Raw genomic sequence first — 18335 nt, forward strand, 5'->3', positions numbered from 1 at the left:
AAAACCAACGCTCATTATGTGAACGCTGGTTCTCTGTTATTACTTAACGTCCGATGACTCGGCGTGGTTTCGATCCTTCTGACGGACCGACGAGACCATTCTCTTCTAATGCATCGATCAGTCGTGCAGCGCGATTATAACCAATCCGATACTTCCGCTGTATCATTGACGTCGAGGCTGTATCTTGCGTCAAGATGAACTGAACAACCTCATCATATAACGGATCGTCGACGTCAGATTCACCCTCAGGAACATCTTTTGGAATCATCGCTTCCACGTACTGTGCTTTTTGTTGACTGATGACATGGTTGACGACTTTTTCAACCTCTTCGTCCGATAAGAACGCCCCTTGGACACGAACAGGTTTATTCATCCCATTTCCAAGGAGCAGCATGTCCCCTCGTCCGAGTAGCTTATCTGCCCCGCTCGTATCGAGGATGGTGCGAGAATCCGTTCCACTTGATACGCTGAAAGCAATCCGAGACGGTATGTTCGCTTTGATGACACCCGTGATGATATCGACACTTGGCCGTTGTGTTGCGATGACCATATGAATGCCGGCTGCCCGTGCCATCTGAGCAAGACGCATGATGGCATCTTCGACTTCGTTTGAAGCGACCATCATCAAATCTGCTAACTCATCGACAATGACGACGATGTACGGTAAACGCTGATGGACTTTTTCTTCCGCATTCATCTTATCAATCAATGCATTGTAGCCTTCGATGTTGCGGGCGCCGTTCTGACTGAAGATTTCATACCGCCGTTCCATCTCTGAAACGACTTGTTTTAAGGCTTGCGCAGCTTTTTTCGGATCGGTGACGACGGGTGCAAGAAGATGCGGAATACCATTGTAGACATTCAACTCAACCATTTTCGGATCGATCATCATCAAACGGACTTCATCCGGTCGTGCCCGCATCAATATCGAGACGATCATCCCATTGATACAGACTGACTTCCCGGATCCCGTCGATCCTGCGACTAACACGTGTGGCATTTTGTTTAACTTCGCCGTCACGGTCTCTCCCGAGATACTCCGTCCAAGAGCGACAAGTAATCGATCAGGATCGGCTTGAACGCTTTCTGCTCCGAGGACTTCCCGAAGTGAGACCATCGCCACTTCACGATTCGGCACCTCGATCCCGACCGCTGCCTTTCCCGGAATCGGTGCTTCGATTCGAATGTCCTTCGCAGCGAGCGCGAGCGCCAGGTCATCTGCGAGTCCCGTAATCCGACTGAGCTTGATTCCTTGATGCGGTTCAATTTCATACTTCGTGACACTTGGACCTAAATGAATTTTTAAGACCTTTGCCCCAATCCCGAACGACTTTAAAGTCGCAATCAATTTCGTTGCATTGTCCTTGAGGCGTTTGTTCTCACCTGATAAATCTTTTGATGTCGGTTCCATCAATAATTCAAGAGAAGGCAATTGGTATCCGTCCGGTGTTTCAGTCATCGTCAACGGACCTTGTAGTTCAGCCGCCTGCGGTTCGACATGGTCCGCGAACCCGATGATCGGGACGTCTTGAATACTCTCCACTGCATCTTCTGGTTCGTTTTCCGGAAGTGACGGCACAGCAGTCTCCTGTTTAGCTGTCGTTGGTTTTGCTTGCCGTTCGAGTGGTTTACGTTCTTTTTGTTTTTTAGCCTCTTTGACAGGACGCTCCTTGCGTTCAGGTAAAGATCGCTCACGATTTCGAAACGCTTCCACCCGCTCGAGCATTCCATGCGCCAGTTCACTGAAGAATAACGGATGAAGCAGGTGCACGCTTGTGCCAATTAAAAACAACCCAATCAAGAAGGCACCAAAACTCGAAATGTAATAGGCCGATCCTTGATAGAGCCAAGCATTTAATGTACCCCTCGGCTCTCCTAATATTAAATCAATCCAAATTAAAAGACCGGCTGCGAGTAAACTGATCGCCCATTTTTTTTGTCGCTCGAGTTGCGATAGGAACAAGAGGAGCAAACTCCCTGACAAGCCATAAAGCAACGAGCCGAATTGACCGACCGTATCAAAAGCGAACTCGGCGAACTTCTCACCGACTCGTCCAAATTCTCCTAACGCAAGAAGATAGGCTAGTAATAACAAAACAGCGAAAACACCTACATATGTACGATATTGAATCGGAGGGCGTTGTTTTTTAGCCGGCGGTCGTTTCCGTGCCGTCGTTTGTTTGCGAACAGGTTTCTTTTTTGTCGTCGCCATCTATACTACCTCCTGATAAAAAAACGACTCAGCTGACCAGGAATTGGTCGATCTGAGTCGCTCTTCTTGTTAAATCTCCATGATGATCGGCAAAATCATTGGACGACGTTTTGTCTGTTCATATAGATAAGAACTCAGCTTATCTCGGATCAACGACTTCATTTCAGTCCAATCGAGTTCTCCCGTTAATTTTCCTTGGAGTTGTTTCGCGACGATTCGGTTAGCCTCATTGATCATATCTTCTGACTCACGCATGTAGACGAATCCACGTGAGATGATTTCTGGGCCTGACACGATCGTTTTGTTCTTCCGACTAATCGTGATGACGCAGAGAACGACACCATCTTGAGACAAGAGACGACGGTCACGTAAGACGATGTTCCCGACATCTCCTACACCAATCCCGTCAATCAACACATTTCCGGCATTCACTTTACGTGACATGCGTGCTTTACGTTTTTCAAATTCGACCACATCACCATTTTCAATAATGAAGATGTTGTTTGCATTGACACCTACCGTCTGTGCGAGACGACTATGCGCTTTTTGCATCCGGAATTCTCCGTGAATCGGAATAAAGAACTTCGGTTTGATTAAGTTGAGCATCAACTTCAAGTCTTCTGCGTGACCGTGACCAGACACGTGAACTTTACGTTGGTTATAAATGACGTTCGCCCCGGCACGGAACAACAGATCGATTGTTTTCGAAACCGATTTCTCGTTCCCTGGAATTGGTGACGCTGCGACGACGACTGTATCGTTAAGACGGATGTTGACTTGTTTATGTGCATTGCGTGCCATCCGTGTTAATGCCGCCATCGGCTCGCCTTGTGAACCGGTCGTCAAGATGACGACTTGGTTATCATCGAGGCGATTGATTTCTGATAACTCAATCAATGTTTTTTGCTTGAACCGTAAATAGTTCAAACGTTGCGCGACTTCGACGATGTTGACCATACTTCGTCCGACGACTGCAACTTTCCGGTTATTCGCTTCGGCCGCTGCGAATACTTGTTGCAAGCGGTGAACGTTCGATGCGAACGATGCAACGATAACACGACCTGGTGCTTCATAGATGACGTCGTTCAATTCGGACCCGACCGTCGACTCTGAACCGGACATCCCTGGCCGCTCTGCATTCGTTGAATCAGATAGAAGACATAAAACGCCCCGTTGCCCGATTGCTGCAATCTTACCGAAATCTGCTTGTTTCCCGTCGACTGGTGTGTAGTCAAACTTGAAATCCCCCGTATGAACGATGGCTCCTTGTGATGTTTGGATACAAACCCCGACCGCATCCGGTATCGAGTGGTTGACGCGGAAGAACGTAATGAAATGTCCCGCAACGGTTAATTTCGTCTTGGCATCAATTGGACGAAGATCTGCCTTCTTCAATAAACCGGCTTCTTTTAATTTGATTTCAATCAATCCGAGTGTCAGGCGTGTCCCGTATACAGGCACTTTCAAGTCACGTAAGACGTAACTGAGTGCGCCGATATGGTCTTCGTGACCGTGCGTGATGAAAATCCCTTGAATCCGTTCTTTGTTTTCCTTCAGATAACTTATGTCTGGAATGACTTTGTCAATTCCAAGCATCTCATCTCCTGGGAACATCAAGCCAGCATCGATTACGAAGATGTCCTCGTCGAGTTCGACGACGTACATGTTCTTACCGATTTCACCAGCCCCACCAAGAGCAAAGACGCTTACTTTTTCCGTCTTTTTCTTTGACACAACATGACCTCCTATTTGTATTCACTTTTCGTGAGCCGTCCACTTATCACTATCACTATTCTAGCCGAACTTTGCCTTCCTGCCAACAACGGGACTAGGAAAATTAAAAAAAAACGTCATACCGAATCAGAACATGTCCGGTATGACGCTTCATCAGGATTCAAGCAAGTGCTCGATTTCCTCAGTTCGATTGGCCTTTTCTTGCTTACTCGGTCGTGCACCGGACTTCAATTCACTTAAAGAATAATTGAAATTCATCTCGAAATGCGGATAATCAACAAAACGCTTCCAGTCGCCACCCCACTCAAATCCAAGGGCTTTACCAACATCGGCGACCTCTCGCCAATCACTCTTGCCTGATTGATTGCCATCGTAGTCAATGTCATATGAAATCCCGCCATCAATCATTTGTACGAAGTCAATCGCTAGACCGTAGTTATGCATTGATTCCCCGCCACGCGCATTTGTTACGATGTCACCAGGCGTTGAACGACCTTGTGCATAGAGGGCATCCTGTTGTTTTTCAGTGCGATAACCTTGCGTGATTCGAATATCTATATCGTAGCAAGAGTGGCTAATTCGAATCAAATCCTCTGCCCCTGCTTCGACTGCCGGGTGGAGCTGTTTGAGGTTGTCGCGACTAGCATTAATCAAACGGTTCTCCCCTGCTACATCCCGGGGACAGCTGTCAATTCCTAAATCTGGTTGGTCTAGTAGAACAGACGGTAAACGATTTGTTGAAGCGGCAAGAAACAACCCGACCGCGAACATCGCGAATAAAAACAAGATCCAGGCAAAGATTGTCCCTCTCTTCATTAGCGACGGAACTTCTTCCGTAATCGCTTCAGAATCGGTAGACCTGTTTCAAGCACAAGATAAAGAGGTTTGTTGAGAACGTAATCAAATTCTCCGATTTTTTCAATCATCGTACTGCCCCAGCCCGACTTAAATGCGTATAACCCAGCATAGTGGTCATCCGGGTCCGTCGATCCACTGACGCCACCAAAATCATACGATACGGCGCCGTGCGCTTTGGCATATTGCATCATCGTCCACTGCATCAAGTGATTCGGCATGAACTCACGATACTCATTTGACGACGCACCATATAAATAGTAAGAACGACGACCGGCAAGCGTCAATAATCCACCTGAGAGAATGACGCCGTCCGGATGCTTCGCGGCAATTGCCATCAACTCAGTTTTTGATTTCTCAGCCTTGTCGATTTGTGCTGTCGTCTGTTCGAGACGATTGTTCAGACTCTTGATTTTTTTCTCCGTCGTCTCCTTTTCAAGCTGTCGGTGGATTTTTGCTAATTCGCGATCAGCTTGTAACAATAATGCTTCCGTGCTTTCAAGTGCCTTCGCCGCATCAAGTTTTGTTAAAAAGAGTGCCGCATCCCCGTTCGGACGCAAATGATCATAGAGATTTTCGAAGTAGTCAAGACCACGGATCGAGAATCCGTCCCGTTCGCCCGTTTCGACCATCAACTTCGCGAACGTTTTCAGTTCTTCACGACTCGCTTCATAGCAAACAATTCCTTTTCGTTCAGCCAGTCGGACGTTGTAGCGAAACTTTGAATGAAACCGATCAAAGATTTCTTTCTCCGTTCCTTCAAGGCTCGTCTCCATCGTAAAACGCGGTTGCGCATGATCGAAGCCGCCACCAAAACCATTATGCTTAAATCCGAGGGCCATCATTTCTGTCAGCAGTGTCGGGTCTTCATCACGATCAATGTTCGGATCCAATTTGATGGCGATGGCTTTATGTTGTTTTGCCACCTTAATCGCGAGATCACGCAGTGCTGTGACGGCTTCTTTATTTGCATAATCGACGACAAATCCGCGCGGTGCGTAACATAACGTAAACGGTAGTTTCGGCACTTGCTTAAATAAGAGTAAAGCGACACCGATTGGTTGACCGTCCGGCGTTCCAACAGCAATCCGCTGATGGGTCCATCCTGTCGCCTGTTTGACGTCTCCCCATGCCGGCAACTGTAATAAGTCCCCTTTTGGATGTGTTTTAACAAACGCTTCAAATCGTTCTGTCGTTAATTCAAGTGGTTGATAATTCACTGCTTTTCCTCCAATTGGCGTATCATCTCTTTGACGATTTGTTCTTCGTCGAGTGGTGTTTTTTCGTCACCAATGATTTGATATTTTTCATGACCTTTTCCTGCGAGAATGACGATATTATCGGGACGTGCAAGACTCGCTGCATATCGAACGGCTTCGACTCGATCGCCAATTTCGACGAATTGGTCATGAAGCATCCCTGACGCAATCCCTGATGTGATCGACTCATAAGACTCAAAGCGCGGATCATCCGTCGTGACGATGACCGTCCCGGCATAGGTCGATGCCAATTGTCCCATCATCGGACGTTTCGTCACATCCCGATTTCCACCTGTTCCAATCAAGAAAATAATCTTCTCTTTCGGGACATCGACGAGAGCCTTCAGACATTGCTCGATTCCATCTGGTGTATGGGCGTAATCGACATAGACATTATACCCGTCGATCGGTAAACGTTGCATCCGCCCTTGGGCTGGCTGAATCTGAGTGATCGCGTTCGAAATCTCAGGTAAACGATAGCCGAGTGATAATAAGATACCTGTTGCGAGCAACAAGTTATAGACGTTAAAACGACCAATGAATTGGACCGTCAATTCAATCGACTCTTCTTGATAATCCATCGTAAATGTCGTCTCTTGAAGTGTCTGTGTAATGTTGTGTGCCTGCAAATCCGCGGGCTGATCAATGCCATATGTTAACACGCGCGCACCCGTCATCATCTCAAACAATTCACTTGTCGCATCGTCTGCATTCAAGACGGCTACTTTTTCATCCGATAGGCGCTGTCCGAGTTGTGCAAACAATAACCCTTTTGCGCGGGCGTAGTTTTCGAACGTCTTATGGAAATCGAGATGATCATGCGTTAAGTTCGTAAATCCTGCCACATCAAAATCTGCGCCCGTGACACGTCCTAGCTCTAATCCATGCGACGATACCTCCATAATGACGTCTTCAACGCCCTCTTGGTACATCTGATGGAAAAATGCTTGCAGTTCCGAGCTTTGTGGCGTCGTATTCCGACTTGGAACGACACGGTCACCAATCTTCACTTCGACGGTCCCGATGATTCCTGTCTTACGCCCTAGGCGCGCCAAGACGTCACGAACAATCGTCGTCGTCGTCGTTTTTCCGTTTGTTCCTGTAATGCCAATCATCCGCATTTTTTCGGAAGGATAATCATAGAATTTCCCTGCAAGTTCAGCGATTGCCCGCGTCGTACTTCTGACAAGAATGACAGGAATCGTCACATCGAGCGCGTGTTCAGCGATGATTGCAATTGCTCCGCTCGATTCAGCCTGTCGAGCGTAATCGTGTCCATCTACTGTATATCCTTTAATCGCGACAAATAATGTCCCAGGCTTCACGTCACGTGAATCTGTCGTCAAAGAGACGACTTCCGCATCTACCATCCGTTCAATTTTTTGAATTTGGATGGCTTCGATTAATTCAGCTAAATTCAAGGGTATTCCTTCTTTCTCGACAACATGTTTTCTGTATGGTTTTTTTTAGTTGAGAGCTTCTCTCACACGGTTTCTTCTTCCATTTCCGGTAAGATATACGCTTTTGCTGGTGGTTCTTCGAAGATATGTGTGATCAATCCTTGAATATCTTCTTTAGTGACGCGCTCCACCTCTTCGATGACTTCTTCTAACGTCGGGTGTTTTTCCAGATGAAGTTCATTTCGTGCATTTCGGTTCATGTGACTTGATGTTCCTTCATTCCCGAGAATGAGTGAACCTTTCAGTTGCTCGATGCCATCTTCAACTTCTTTATCCGTCAAACCATTCGCGAGCAACAGTTTGATTTCTGCTTCTAAGACATCTTCGACTTCCCTCAGTGTTTCGTGTGAAGTACCGACGTAAATCGTGAACGTCCCATGGTCGTCAAATGTCGTGTAGTACGAAAAGACAGAGTACGCCAGTCCGCGTTCTTCACGAATGGATTGGAACAAGCGGCTAGACATCGTCGCTCCAAAGGCATTATTCAATAATGCAAGTCCCGGTAAACGATCGTCCGTAGAATCGATTGCACGGAAATTATAACAAAGATGGACCTGTTCTGTATCCTTTTCCTTACGGATTACATCATTTTTTAGTTCGGGAAGCTGAATCGGACGCGAGGTTTCACTCGGTGTCATGACACTGAACCGCTCCTTCACTTGTTCCACTAAAGCATCCGATACGTTACCCGCAATCGAGATGACGATTTGGTCCGGTGCATACGCCTGTTTCATGTATTCCGTAATCATCTGCCGATTGATTTTAAGAACACTCTCTTCCGTCCCAAGGATTGGTCGTGCCATGACATCCTCGCCATAGGCTGCGATCGCGAGCAGTTCATGGACGAGATCATCTGGTGTATCTTCGTACATCTTGATTTCTTCGATGACGACCCGTTTCTCTTTTTCGAGTTCTTCTTCGTCGAACGTCGAGTCGAGGAACATATCCGCTAGGACATCAAATGCCGTCGCTGCATGTTCATCTAATGTCTTAACGTAATAACACGTTTGATCCTTACTTGTGAATGCATTAATATTTCCACCAAGTCGGTCGAAGTAAACCGCAATCTCTTTCGCTGAGAACTGTTCTGTCCCTTTAAAGACCATATGTTCGATTAAATGACTGATCCCATGTTCCTCAAGCGTTTCTGTTCGTGAGCCGGCCTTGATGAAAATTCCTGTTGCTACGCTCCGCGCGCTCGGCATCCGTTCGATGATGATTCGTACTCCGTTTTGTAGCTGTATCCGTTCGACCATAATAGTTTCCTCCTGAATCGGAAACAAGGTGGCCCTCGTTGCGACATCCGCACCGTTGAGCCACCTTGTTTTCATTAGTTACGACGTGGTGGACGTTGTCCGTCACGTGGTGGGCGAGATCCTGTATCCCGACGTGGCGGGCGGTTGTCACGCTCTGTTTTTTTCTTTTCATCGTATGCTGCACGGTCTTCCGCGCTCATTCCTTCAACGAGAAGGATTTTATGTGAGGCGTTGACACGACCTTTATCATCAACTTCTGTGACACGGACTTTCAGCTTGTCGCCGAGTTTGACGACATCTTCCGTTTGACCGACACGATCAAGTGCAAGCTCAGAGATGTGGACGAGTGCGTCTTTTCCTTTGAACAACTCAACGAACGCTCCGAATTTCTCAATCCGGCGGACTGTCCCGTCAAACTCTTCACCGATGACGACTTCACGAACGATGTCCTCGACGAGTTGACGTGCACGATTAATGCCATCTTGATCTGTCGATGCGATAAAGACCGTACCATCTTGGTCGATATCAATCTTGACGCCTGTTTCATCGATGATTGCATTGATGACTTTACCGCCGGGTCCAATCACATCACGGATTTTATCCGGATTGATTTTGAGGGTAACGATTTTCGGTGCATATTTCGATAACTCGACACGTGGTTCTGCAATGATCGAATTCATGTGTTCAAGAATGTGCAAACGGCCAAGGCGTGCTTGTTCGAGCGCCTCTTCAAGAATTTGACGCGTGATGCCGCCAATCTTCATATCCATTTGTAAAGCAGTTACGCCATCTTTTGTTCCTGCGACTTTAAAGTCCATGTCGCCGAGGTGATCTTCCATACCTTGAATGTCTGTTAAAATTGAATAATTTTCGCCTTCTTTAATTAATCCCATCGCGATTCCTGCAACTGGTGCTTTAAGCGGGACACCGGCATCCATCATCGCGAGGATTGATCCACAGATTGAGGCTTGTGATGAAGATCCATTTGATTCAAGCACTTCCGAGACGAGACGAATCGTATACGGGAAATCTGTTTCTGATGGCAAGACAGGCTGTAAGGCACGCTCTCCAAGTGCTCCGTGACCAATTTCACGACGACCTGGTGCACGCATTGGACGCGCTTCCCCGACTGAGAACGGCGGGAAGTTGTAATGGTGCATGAACCGTTTTTCTTCTTTCAAACCAAGTCCATCGATGATTTGTGCGTCTCCAGCGACACCAAGCGTCGCGACAGACAAGACTTGTGTTTGACCACGTGTAAAGAGTCCAGAACCATGAGCACGTGGCAAGAGACCGATTTCTGAGTCGAGCGGACGAATTTCAGCAAGTCCACGACCATCCGGACGTACTTTATCTTCTGTGATGAGACGACGAACTTCCGCTTTGACGAACTTATTCAATACACCAGAAACTTCAGCAAGTTGTGCTTCCGTGACCGACTCGTCGGCTGCGTAAAGATCAATATATTTTGAGATGACTTCGTTGATCGCAACGTCACGCGCTTGTTTTTCTTCGACTTGAACCGCTGTCGTGACTTCTGCTAATGCTTCCGTCTTCAGACGCGCAACAAGTGCTTCATCAAATGATGACACCGTGTAGGCAAATTTCTCTTTCCCGACGGCAGCAACGATTTCCTCTTGGAACGCAATCAATTCTTTGATGACGTCATGTCCGAGAAGAATCGCTTCGAGCATCGCTTCTTCCGGTACTTCCTTCGCACCGGCTTCGACCATGTTGACGGCATGTTTTGTCCCTGCGACTTGTAAATCGATATCGCTTGCTTCCGACTGACTTGCCGTTGGGTTGATGATGAACTCTCCATCAACGCGACCAATCGTCACACCAGCGATTGGACCGTCAAACGGAATATCCGAGATGGAAAGGGCAATCGAAGCACCAATCATCGCTGCGACTTCTGACGAGTTGTCCGCATCTGAAGAAAGAACTGTCGTCGCGACTTGAATGTCATGACGGAATCCTTCTGGGAAGAGTGGACGAATCGGACGGTCAATTAATCGTGAAGTTAAAATCGCGTTTTCTCCAGGACGGCCTTCACGTTTTAAAAAACCTCCTGGAATTTTACCTGCTGCGTATAATTTTTCTTCATAGTTCACTGTTAATGGGAAGAAATCCAAGTCTTTCGGTTGCTTCGACGCAACGACTGTTGCGAGGACGGCTGTCTCGCCATAGCGAATCATCGCTGCCCCGTTCGCTTGTTTGGCCAGTTGACCGATTTCAATTGTTAAAGTACGTCCACCGAGTTCGGTCGAAAACGTCTGTTTTGTTTGTGACATGCACAAATCTCCTCTCACTACTATCCGTTTTTTCATTCAAATCTAATTATGTAGGTTCTTGCGCCAAATGTCCACGAATCGGCAAAAAAAAGAAACAGGAGACAATGCTCCTGCTTCCACTTGTCCTTTTAGTCGGATTAGCGACGAAGACCAAGACGCTCGATCAATGAACGGTAACGAGCAACATCCTTGTTACGAAGGTATGTGAGCAAGTTACGGCGACGACCGACCATTTTCAAGAGACCACGACGTGAGTGGTGATCCTTTTTGTGTGTACGTAAGTGATCGTTCAAAGTTGTGATCTGTTCAGTTAAAACAGCAACTTGTACTTCCGGCGAACCAGTATCGCCTTGTTTCGTAGCATAAGCTTCGATAATTTCGTTTTTACGTTCTTTAGTGAGTGCCATTGTCACTCCACCTCCATCTTTTGAATGACCGTATTGCCGAGCATCGGATGGTGAGACCTGATGCCAAGTCAATCGGCTGTACGTGATCGTACTGACTTATCATAACGAACCGCTATTCTTCTGTCAAACGTTTAAACGACGTGCCGCTTCGATTTTATCTTGAGCGAGTTGTGCTTTTAAGCTCTCGATCCCGTCGAATGCCCGTTCGTCACGTAAATAGGCGATCCACTCGAGTTTTAATTCTTGACCGTATAAATCTTCGTCAAACTGAAGTAAGTGGGTTTCCACACTGACTTCTCCTGTTTCATAAAAGGTCGGTCTCCGTCCGATGTTCGTCATCGCGGGGAATGTCCGTCCATCTTCTAAATGGACATGTGTCGCGTATACCCCGAGTTTCGGAATGACATACGCAAACTCCGGACGGATATTAGCAGTCGGAAAGCCGATTTGTCTTCCTCGTGCATCTCCATGAATGACTGTCCCTTTAATTTGATACGGTTCCCCGAGTAAACTGGCTGCCGCTTCGACTTCACCAGCCGCTAACAGCTTTCGAATCCGCGTCGAACTGACTTTTTCATCATCTGCTTGCTGTTCAGCGACAGTCGTGTGTGTGAATTGACCGCGACTATGGAAATCGAGTGTTGCCATTTTTCCAGCTCCGAATCGTCCGTAAGAATAGTCAAATCCGGCGACGATATGTTTCGCACCCGCCGCAATCAAGTACGTATCGACGAACTCTTGCGGGGACAACTCGGAAAACGCAATCGTGAACTCAATCACGTAAGCCCGGTCGATTCCGAGGTCCGCCATCTTCTCGAGCTTTCGATCAAGCGGGGTGATGTAACGGATTTGATCGTCACTTTTTCCGAGGACCTGCTTCGGGTGCGGGTCAAACGTCATCACAGTGACAGGGAGATTGAGCTCCTCGCCTTTCTCGATTGCCGTTTGCAAGACATGTTGATGCCCTAGGTGAACCCCATCAAAGAATCCAAGTGCAATGACTCCCGACTCCGCTACCGGTTTTTCCGGATATGTTAAATGAATGATTTCCATCCCTATCTCTCCGATCTTAATCGATTTGTAACATGACCTCGACACGCCCCATATTGATTTCAGGGTCTCGGCGATAAATCGCTAACGGTACGTCCTCTTCATTATAGACAGTAAACAGTTCGAATTCATCCGGAATGCTTGCAAGCTTTGCTCCGTTTAAAACCCGAGCTGCCGTTTCAGCGTCAACAGTCATCCGTGGCCACTTTTGAATGACTTGTTCAATTGGTAAAACGTACGCCATCCGCTCCTCGACCGTCTCACAGCCTTCGAGCATCGCAAGTGTGACCGTATCACCCTCTTCAATCGCACCCGACGCTGTTCGTCGCAAGTGACTCATGTGCGCTGCATAACCGAGCAACTCTCCGATTTGAACAGCGAGCGTCCGGATATATGTTCCTTTTCCGCAGGCAATCTCCATGTGAAAGCGGCACGTGTTGTGATCGAACGTCAAAGGAGACGTTCGTTTTAATTCGTGAATCTCAACGATGCGCGTTGGTCGTTCGACTTCGATTCCTTTTCGTGCATATTCGTATAGCTTTCTTCCATTGACTTTAACAGCAGAGTAGTACGGCGGGGTCTGTTCGATTTGCCCAGTCAATTGCCCGAGAACTAAATCGATTTGCGCTTCCGTCACTGCCCCTTGCATCACGCCAGTCGTCTCGACCGTTTCCCCATGGGCATCTTCTGTCGTCGTCGAAAAACCAAGCGTCACTTCCGCTACATACCGTTTTCCTTCATCCGTGATGAACCGTGCAAGTTTTGTCGCCCGTCCTAAACAAATCGGTAAGACGCCTGTGACTTCAGGATCAAGCGTGCCGGTATGTCCGACTTTCTTTGTTTGAAACAAACGGCGCAATTTAAATACACAATCGTGACTCGTCATACCCGCTGGTTTGTCTAACGGTAGTACACCAATCGGTTCCATCTCTCATCATCTCCTAAAAAAAGGGCAACCACGCCTGTGGTTGCCCTGTTCATGTGTCAATCCTTGTTCAAGTTCCGGAGCAACTCATCAATCCGCGATCCATACTCGACCGATGTATCAATCTCGAACATCAATTCAGGAGTTTTGCGTAACCGGATGCGTGACCCAATTTCTTTACGCATGAATCCTTTTGATTTTTCAAGACCGATCCGTGCCTCTTCGCGTACTTTCTCGTCACCAAGCACTGAATAAAAAATCGTTGCTTGCTGTAAATCACCCGTCACTTCGACACCTGTTACGGTAATCGCTTTGACACGGGGATCATTGACGTCTTTGATGAGCATTTGCGTAATCTCTTTACGAACTTGTTCTGCAACACGATTTGAACGTACACTCATGTGAATTCCCTCCAGTTCGGATATTCTCCGTTCTGTTACTTCCGTTTTACTTCTTCCATGATGAAGGCTTCGATAACGTCATCGACTTTGATGTCGTCATATTTCTCAATCTTGATTCCACATTCGTAGCCGGTTGCGACTTCTTTGACGTCGTCTTTAAAGCGACGTAGTGTATCAAGTTTCCCTTCATAAATAACGATGCTGTCACGGACGACACGAACACCTGCTGCACGTGTCAGCTTACCTTCAGTCACGTAACCACCAGCAATCGTTCCGACTTTCGAAACTTTGATGACGTCACGGACTTCAGCTTGTCCAATGATTTTCTCAACGAATTCAGGGTCAAGTAACCCTTTCATCGCTTGTTCGATTTCTTCAATCGCATTGTAGATGATTTTGTGAAGACGAATCTCAACTTTTTCTTGATCTGCCATTGATTTCGCGTTGCCGTCTGGACGGACGTTGAAACCGATGATGATCGCGTTTGCTGCTGAAGCGAGGATGACATCACCTTCTGTGATGGCACCAACACCTGAGTGAACGATGTTGATTTTAACGCCTTCGACATCAATTTTCTTGAGTGAACCAGCGAGGGCTTCGACTGAACCTTGAACGTCACCTTTGATGATGATGTTTAAGTCCTTGACTTCGCCTTCTTTGATACGATCAAAGAGATCTTCGAGGCTGACTTTCGCCGAATCGCGACGTTGTGCTTCGATTTCACGTTGGTAACGTGCTTCACCGATTTGACGCGCTTTTTTCTCATCTTCAAACGCGAAGAATTGATCACCGGCTTTTGGTACATCGTTTAAGCCTGTAATTTCGATTGGTGTTGATGGACCGACTTCTTTCACACGGCGACCGATATCGTTGACCATTGCCCGGATACGACCGAACGTATGACCGACGACGACTGGATCTCCAACGCGAAGTGTCCCGTGCTGGACGAGTAACGTCGCAACCGGTCCACGACCTTTATCGAGTTTCGCCTCGATGACCGTACCACGCCCGTGCATTTCTGGTGTTGATTTGTATTCTTGAACTTCTGAGACGAGAAGAATCATTTCGAGTAACTCATCGATTCCTTCGCCTTTAAGAGCAGAAACCGGTACGAAAATCGTATCGCCGCCCCAATCTTCCGCAACGAGTTCGAACTCTGTCAATTCTTGCTTGACGCGGTCCGGATTCGCTCCTTCTTTATCCATCTTGTTGACGGCAACGATGATTGGTACGCCTGCTGCTTTAGCGTGACTAATCGCTTCTTCCGTCTGTGGCATGACACCATCATCTGCTGCAACTACGATGATTGCGATATCCGTCACATCTGCACCACGTGCCCGCATCGTTGTAAACGCTGCGTGACCTGGTGTATCGAGGAATGTGATTTTTTTGTTATCGATTTCAACTTGATATGCTCCGATGTGCTGCGTAATCCCACCTGCTTCGCCCGCTGTTACTTTCGTATTACGGATCGAGTCAAGAAGTGTTGTTTTACCATGGTCAACGTGACCCATGATCGTAACGACAGGAGGACGTTCCGAGAGTTCGTATTTATCAAGGTCGAGTTCATACGCATCGAAATCGGTTTCGTCGACTTGGACTGATTTTTCAACTTCGAAACCGAAGTCTGATGCTAACAATTCAACCGTCTCATCGTCGAGATCTTGGTTGATTGTCGCCATGACGCCCATGCCCATCAATTTCATGATGAGTTCGTTTGGTTTTTTCGCCATTTTTTCAGCAAGTTCACCGACCGTCAAGTTATCCGCGTATTGAACGACGTTCGCCATCGCTTCTTCTTGTGCACGGCGTGCTGCTTTCCGTTGACTTGATTTCGAGTTCGGGTCAGCGACTTCTAACTTGCGTGGTTCTGCTTTTTTCTGGTTCGGACGACGTTTTCCACCGCGGTTGTTGCGGTTTCCGAATTCTGGACGTCCGCCTTTTGTATTACGTGATTGATTGCCTGCTGGTTTATTAGTAGTAGTTCCTGGTCTGTTCGGTTTATTGTCTGATTTCACTTGTTTTGGAGCCTCCGTTTTTTGAGCCCGATGTTTCTCGGGATTAAATACTTTGTCGAGTTGCTGTACTGTCTGTTCATCTAATACTGCCATATGATTCTTGACGGGTTTCTCAAGCTTTTCAAGCTGTGCGATGACCTGCTTACTTGTTACGTTTTGTTCCTTAGCGAATTCGTATACACGTTTACCCAAAGGATCCACCTCCAATTAGTCGTTCGAGAGGAGTTCAGTTAGCTTTTTCGCAAATCCGGCTTCATTGACTGACACGACAACACGCGCATCTTTTCCTAGTGCATGGCCAAGAATCGAACGATCCCCGACTTCAAGATATGGGACATGATAACTTGTACATTTATCCGTAACCTTTTTACGCGTGGCAGCCCCCGCATCTGCTGCTAAGAGGACAAGCTTCGCTTGTCCTCCCCGTACTTCTTTCAGCACGAGTTCTTCTCCAGTCGTCACTTTCCGCGCTCGGTTCGCGAGACCAAGTAGCGATTCCCATTTACTCATGTATACCTCCCGCGATCTCAAGCAATTGATCATACAATTCATCTGTCGTCTTGACTTTTAAATGATGATCGAGCGTTCGCTTCTTTTTCGCCTTAGTAATGACAGCTACATCTTTCGTTAAATAGGCACCTCGCCCATTCATCTTACCATTAAGATCGATGACAACCTCACTGTCAGGTGTTCGAACGACGCGAATTAGCTCTTTTTTGGTTTTCATTTCTTGTGTGATGACGCATTTACGTAAAGGTACCTTCTTTTGCACGAATTATTCCTCGCCTTCGACTTGGACCGCTTCCACGTCAACTGCTTCATCTTTAAGGAACACATCACGAAGACCCATCGATTCTGCTTCTGACTCACTCTTGATGTCAATTTTCCATCCCGTCAGTTTCGCCGCAAGACGTGCATTTTGTCCGCGTTTCCCGATTGCGAGTGACAATTGGAAATCAGGCACGACGACGATTGTCGCCTTCGCCGGTTCGTTGACATACACGCCTACGACTTGAGCAGGACTCAAGGCATTGGCCACGTATTCTTTCGGATCATCGGAATAGCGAACGATATCAATTTTTTCACCGTTCAACTCGTTGACGATGTTTTGAACACGTGCCCCTTTTTGACCGACACATGCACCAACCGGGTCGATATCATCTGACGCGACCGCGATTTTTGAGCGATCTCCGGCTTCACGCGCAACAGATTTCACTTCGACTTCGCCATCAGCGATTTCCGGCACTTCAATCTCAAACAAGCGTTTGAGTAAGCCAGGGTGTGTCCGTGATACAAGAATCGATGCGCCAGACCCTTTCACCATTGGGTCGACTTTCGTCACGTATACTTTGATGTATTCCCGAATACCGAACCGTTCATTCGGCATTTGTTCATGTGTTGATAGAACCGCTTCGATTCCCTCGAGATTAACATAGAGGTTACGTGCGTCTTGGCGTTCGACCATCCCCGTCATGATTTCATCTTCACGATCCGCAAAGTGATTGTAGATGCGCTCGCGCTCTGCTTCACGCATTTTTTGTGTGACGATTTGTTTTGCCGTCTGTGCCGCGACACGTCCGAAATCTCCCGGTGTGACTTCAACTTTATGGAAGTCTCCTAGTTCATAGGTCGGATCGATTTCATGCGCTTCTTCTAGCGAAAGTTGCTCTTCCGGTTGTGTCAACCGTTCGACGACTTCCTTCAGTGCAAAGACACGAATCTCTCCTGTTTTTTGGTCGAACTCAACCTTGACTGCCTCCGACTCTTTACCGAAGTTCCGGCGGTAAGCTGAAATCAATGCTTGTTCTAACGCATCGATGATGATGTTCTTATCGATTTCTTTTTCTTTTGCAATTTGCTCGATTGCTTCGAGTAACTGTGGTCCCATCGTTCTCTTCCTTTCCTTAGAACAGTACCGCAAGTCGCGCCATCGCGATCTTGGTCACCGGTATTTCAATTTTCAATTTTCGTGTTTTTACGCGGACTTCGATTTCAAGCATTTCGTCGTTATACGCAAGTAACGTTCCTTCAAATTCGGTAGCATCTTTAACCGGATCATTCGTTTTGACGTAGATATGTTTACCAATCGCCTTTTCGAAATCTTCCGCTTTTTTGAGTGGTCGTTCTGCACCTGGACTGGCAACATCTAGATAATAGGGTTCGTCAATCGGATCATCATTATTCAATGCTTCCGATAACTGTTCGTTGATGTTGACACAATCTTCAAGGTCAACGCCACCTTCCTTATCGATGGAGACACGTAGGAACCAATCCGCCCCCTCTTTGACGAATTCGACGTCGACAAGCTCCATCCCCTCTCGTTCCACGATTGGTTTTGCGAGCGCCTCGACCTTCTCAGTTACGTTCGTCATCTTCATCCTCCTTCAAAAAACAAACAAGAAAGGAGCAGGTCCCCCTACTCCTTCCAAGTCGTAGTATAAAAAACATTTCCTCACTCAATATA

General features: G+C 47.1%; 16 protein-coding genes. All 16 read right to left on the bottom strand.

All coding sequences use genetic code 11. The features are described 5' to 3' along the window. Window positions 1-43 precede the first annotated feature (43 nt). The gene (locus KNP96_RS00590) at window positions 44-2212 is read right to left on the bottom strand and encodes a DNA translocase FtsK (protein ID WP_214765120.1); all 2169 of its coding nucleotides are present in this window, start codon (window positions 2210-2212) and stop codon (window positions 44-46) included. Window positions 2213-2281: 69 nt separating this feature from the next. Further along, window positions 2282-3946, bottom strand: coding sequence for a ribonuclease J (locus tag KNP96_RS00595; RefSeq protein ID WP_029330716.1), 1665 nt, complete (start codon window positions 3944-3946; stop codon window positions 2282-2284). 153 nt (window positions 3947-4099) lie between these two features. After that, a complete protein-coding gene (locus KNP96_RS00600; protein WP_251135700.1) occupies window positions 4100-4762 on the bottom strand; it encodes a M15 family metallopeptidase in 663 nt (220 codons plus the stop codon). Further along, window positions 4762-6021, bottom strand: coding sequence for a lipid II:glycine glycyltransferase FemX (locus tag KNP96_RS00605; protein ID WP_029330720.1), 1260 nt, complete (start codon window positions 6019-6021; stop codon window positions 4762-4764). The genes KNP96_RS00600 and KNP96_RS00605 overlap by 1 nt, the downstream gene beginning before the upstream one ends. Beyond that, complete coding sequence (locus KNP96_RS00610; protein ID WP_088837340.1) at window positions 6018-7481, bottom strand: UDP-N-acetylmuramoyl-L-alanyl-D-glutamate--2,6-diaminopimelate ligase; 1464 nt, start codon at window positions 7479-7481, stop codon at window positions 6018-6020. The genes KNP96_RS00605 and KNP96_RS00610 overlap by 4 nt, the downstream gene beginning before the upstream one ends. Before the next feature lie 62 nt (window positions 7482-7543). After that, window positions 7544-8776 (bottom strand): M16 family metallopeptidase, encoded by a 1233-nt coding sequence (locus KNP96_RS00615; RefSeq protein WP_214768575.1) that lies wholly within the window; start codon window positions 8774-8776, stop codon window positions 7544-7546. Window positions 8777-8850: 74 nt separating this feature from the next. Beyond that, window positions 8851-11070 carry a polyribonucleotide nucleotidyltransferase gene (gene pnp, locus KNP96_RS00620; protein ID WP_088837342.1) on the bottom strand — a complete coding sequence of 740 codons (2220 nt, stop codon included), beginning with the start codon at window positions 11068-11070 and terminating at the stop codon, window positions 8851-8853. Window positions 11071-11207: 137 nt separating this feature from the next. Then, complete coding sequence (rpsO, locus tag KNP96_RS00625; protein ID WP_023468676.1) at window positions 11208-11477, bottom strand: 30S ribosomal protein S15; 270 nt, start codon at window positions 11475-11477, stop codon at window positions 11208-11210. Window positions 11478-11600: 123 nt separating this feature from the next. Beyond that, on the bottom strand, window positions 11601-12530 hold the full coding sequence (locus KNP96_RS00630) for a bifunctional riboflavin kinase/FAD synthetase (RefSeq protein WP_159172422.1): 930 nt from the start codon (window positions 12528-12530) through the stop codon (window positions 11601-11603). Window positions 12531-12546: 16 nt separating this feature from the next. After that, on the bottom strand, window positions 12547-13455 hold the full coding sequence (gene truB / locus KNP96_RS00635) for a tRNA pseudouridine(55) synthase TruB (RefSeq protein WP_214768577.1): 909 nt from the start codon (window positions 13453-13455) through the stop codon (window positions 12547-12549). Window positions 13456-13511: 56 nt separating this feature from the next. Next, the gene (rbfA, locus tag KNP96_RS00640) at window positions 13512-13853 is read right to left on the bottom strand and encodes a 30S ribosome-binding factor RbfA (protein WP_029330730.1); all 342 of its coding nucleotides are present in this window, start codon (window positions 13851-13853) and stop codon (window positions 13512-13514) included. Window positions 13854-13888: 35 nt separating this feature from the next. After that, the gene (infB, locus tag KNP96_RS00645; protein WP_251132574.1) at window positions 13889-16063 is read right to left on the bottom strand and encodes a translation initiation factor IF-2; all 2175 of its coding nucleotides are present in this window, start codon (window positions 16061-16063) and stop codon (window positions 13889-13891) included. Window positions 16064-16078: 15 nt separating this feature from the next. Further along, window positions 16079-16381, bottom strand: coding sequence for a YlxQ family RNA-binding protein (locus tag KNP96_RS00655; RefSeq protein ID WP_029330734.1), 303 nt, complete (start codon window positions 16379-16381; stop codon window positions 16079-16081). Next, window positions 16374-16643 (bottom strand): RNase P modulator RnpM, encoded by a 270-nt coding sequence (gene rnpM / locus KNP96_RS00660; protein WP_029330736.1) that lies wholly within the window; start codon window positions 16641-16643, stop codon window positions 16374-16376. Before rnpM ends, KNP96_RS00655 begins: the two co-directional genes overlap by 8 nt. A 3-nt stretch (window positions 16644-16646) precedes the next feature. After that, window positions 16647-17759, bottom strand: a complete 1113-nt coding sequence (nusA, locus tag KNP96_RS00665; RefSeq protein ID WP_029330738.1) for a transcription termination factor NusA — start codon at window positions 17757-17759, stop codon at window positions 16647-16649. A gap of 16 nt (window positions 17760-17775) precedes the next feature. Beyond that, window positions 17776-18243, bottom strand: a complete 468-nt coding sequence (gene rimP, locus KNP96_RS00670; protein WP_088837345.1) for a ribosome maturation factor RimP — start codon at window positions 18241-18243, stop codon at window positions 17776-17778. Window positions 18244-18335: the final 92 nt, after the last annotated feature.

It is taken from the genome of Exiguobacterium sp. s133 (genome assembly GCF_018618595.1).
GTDB classification, from domain to species: Bacteria; Bacillota; Bacilli; order Exiguobacteriales; family Exiguobacteriaceae; genus Exiguobacterium_A; species Exiguobacterium_A oxidotolerans.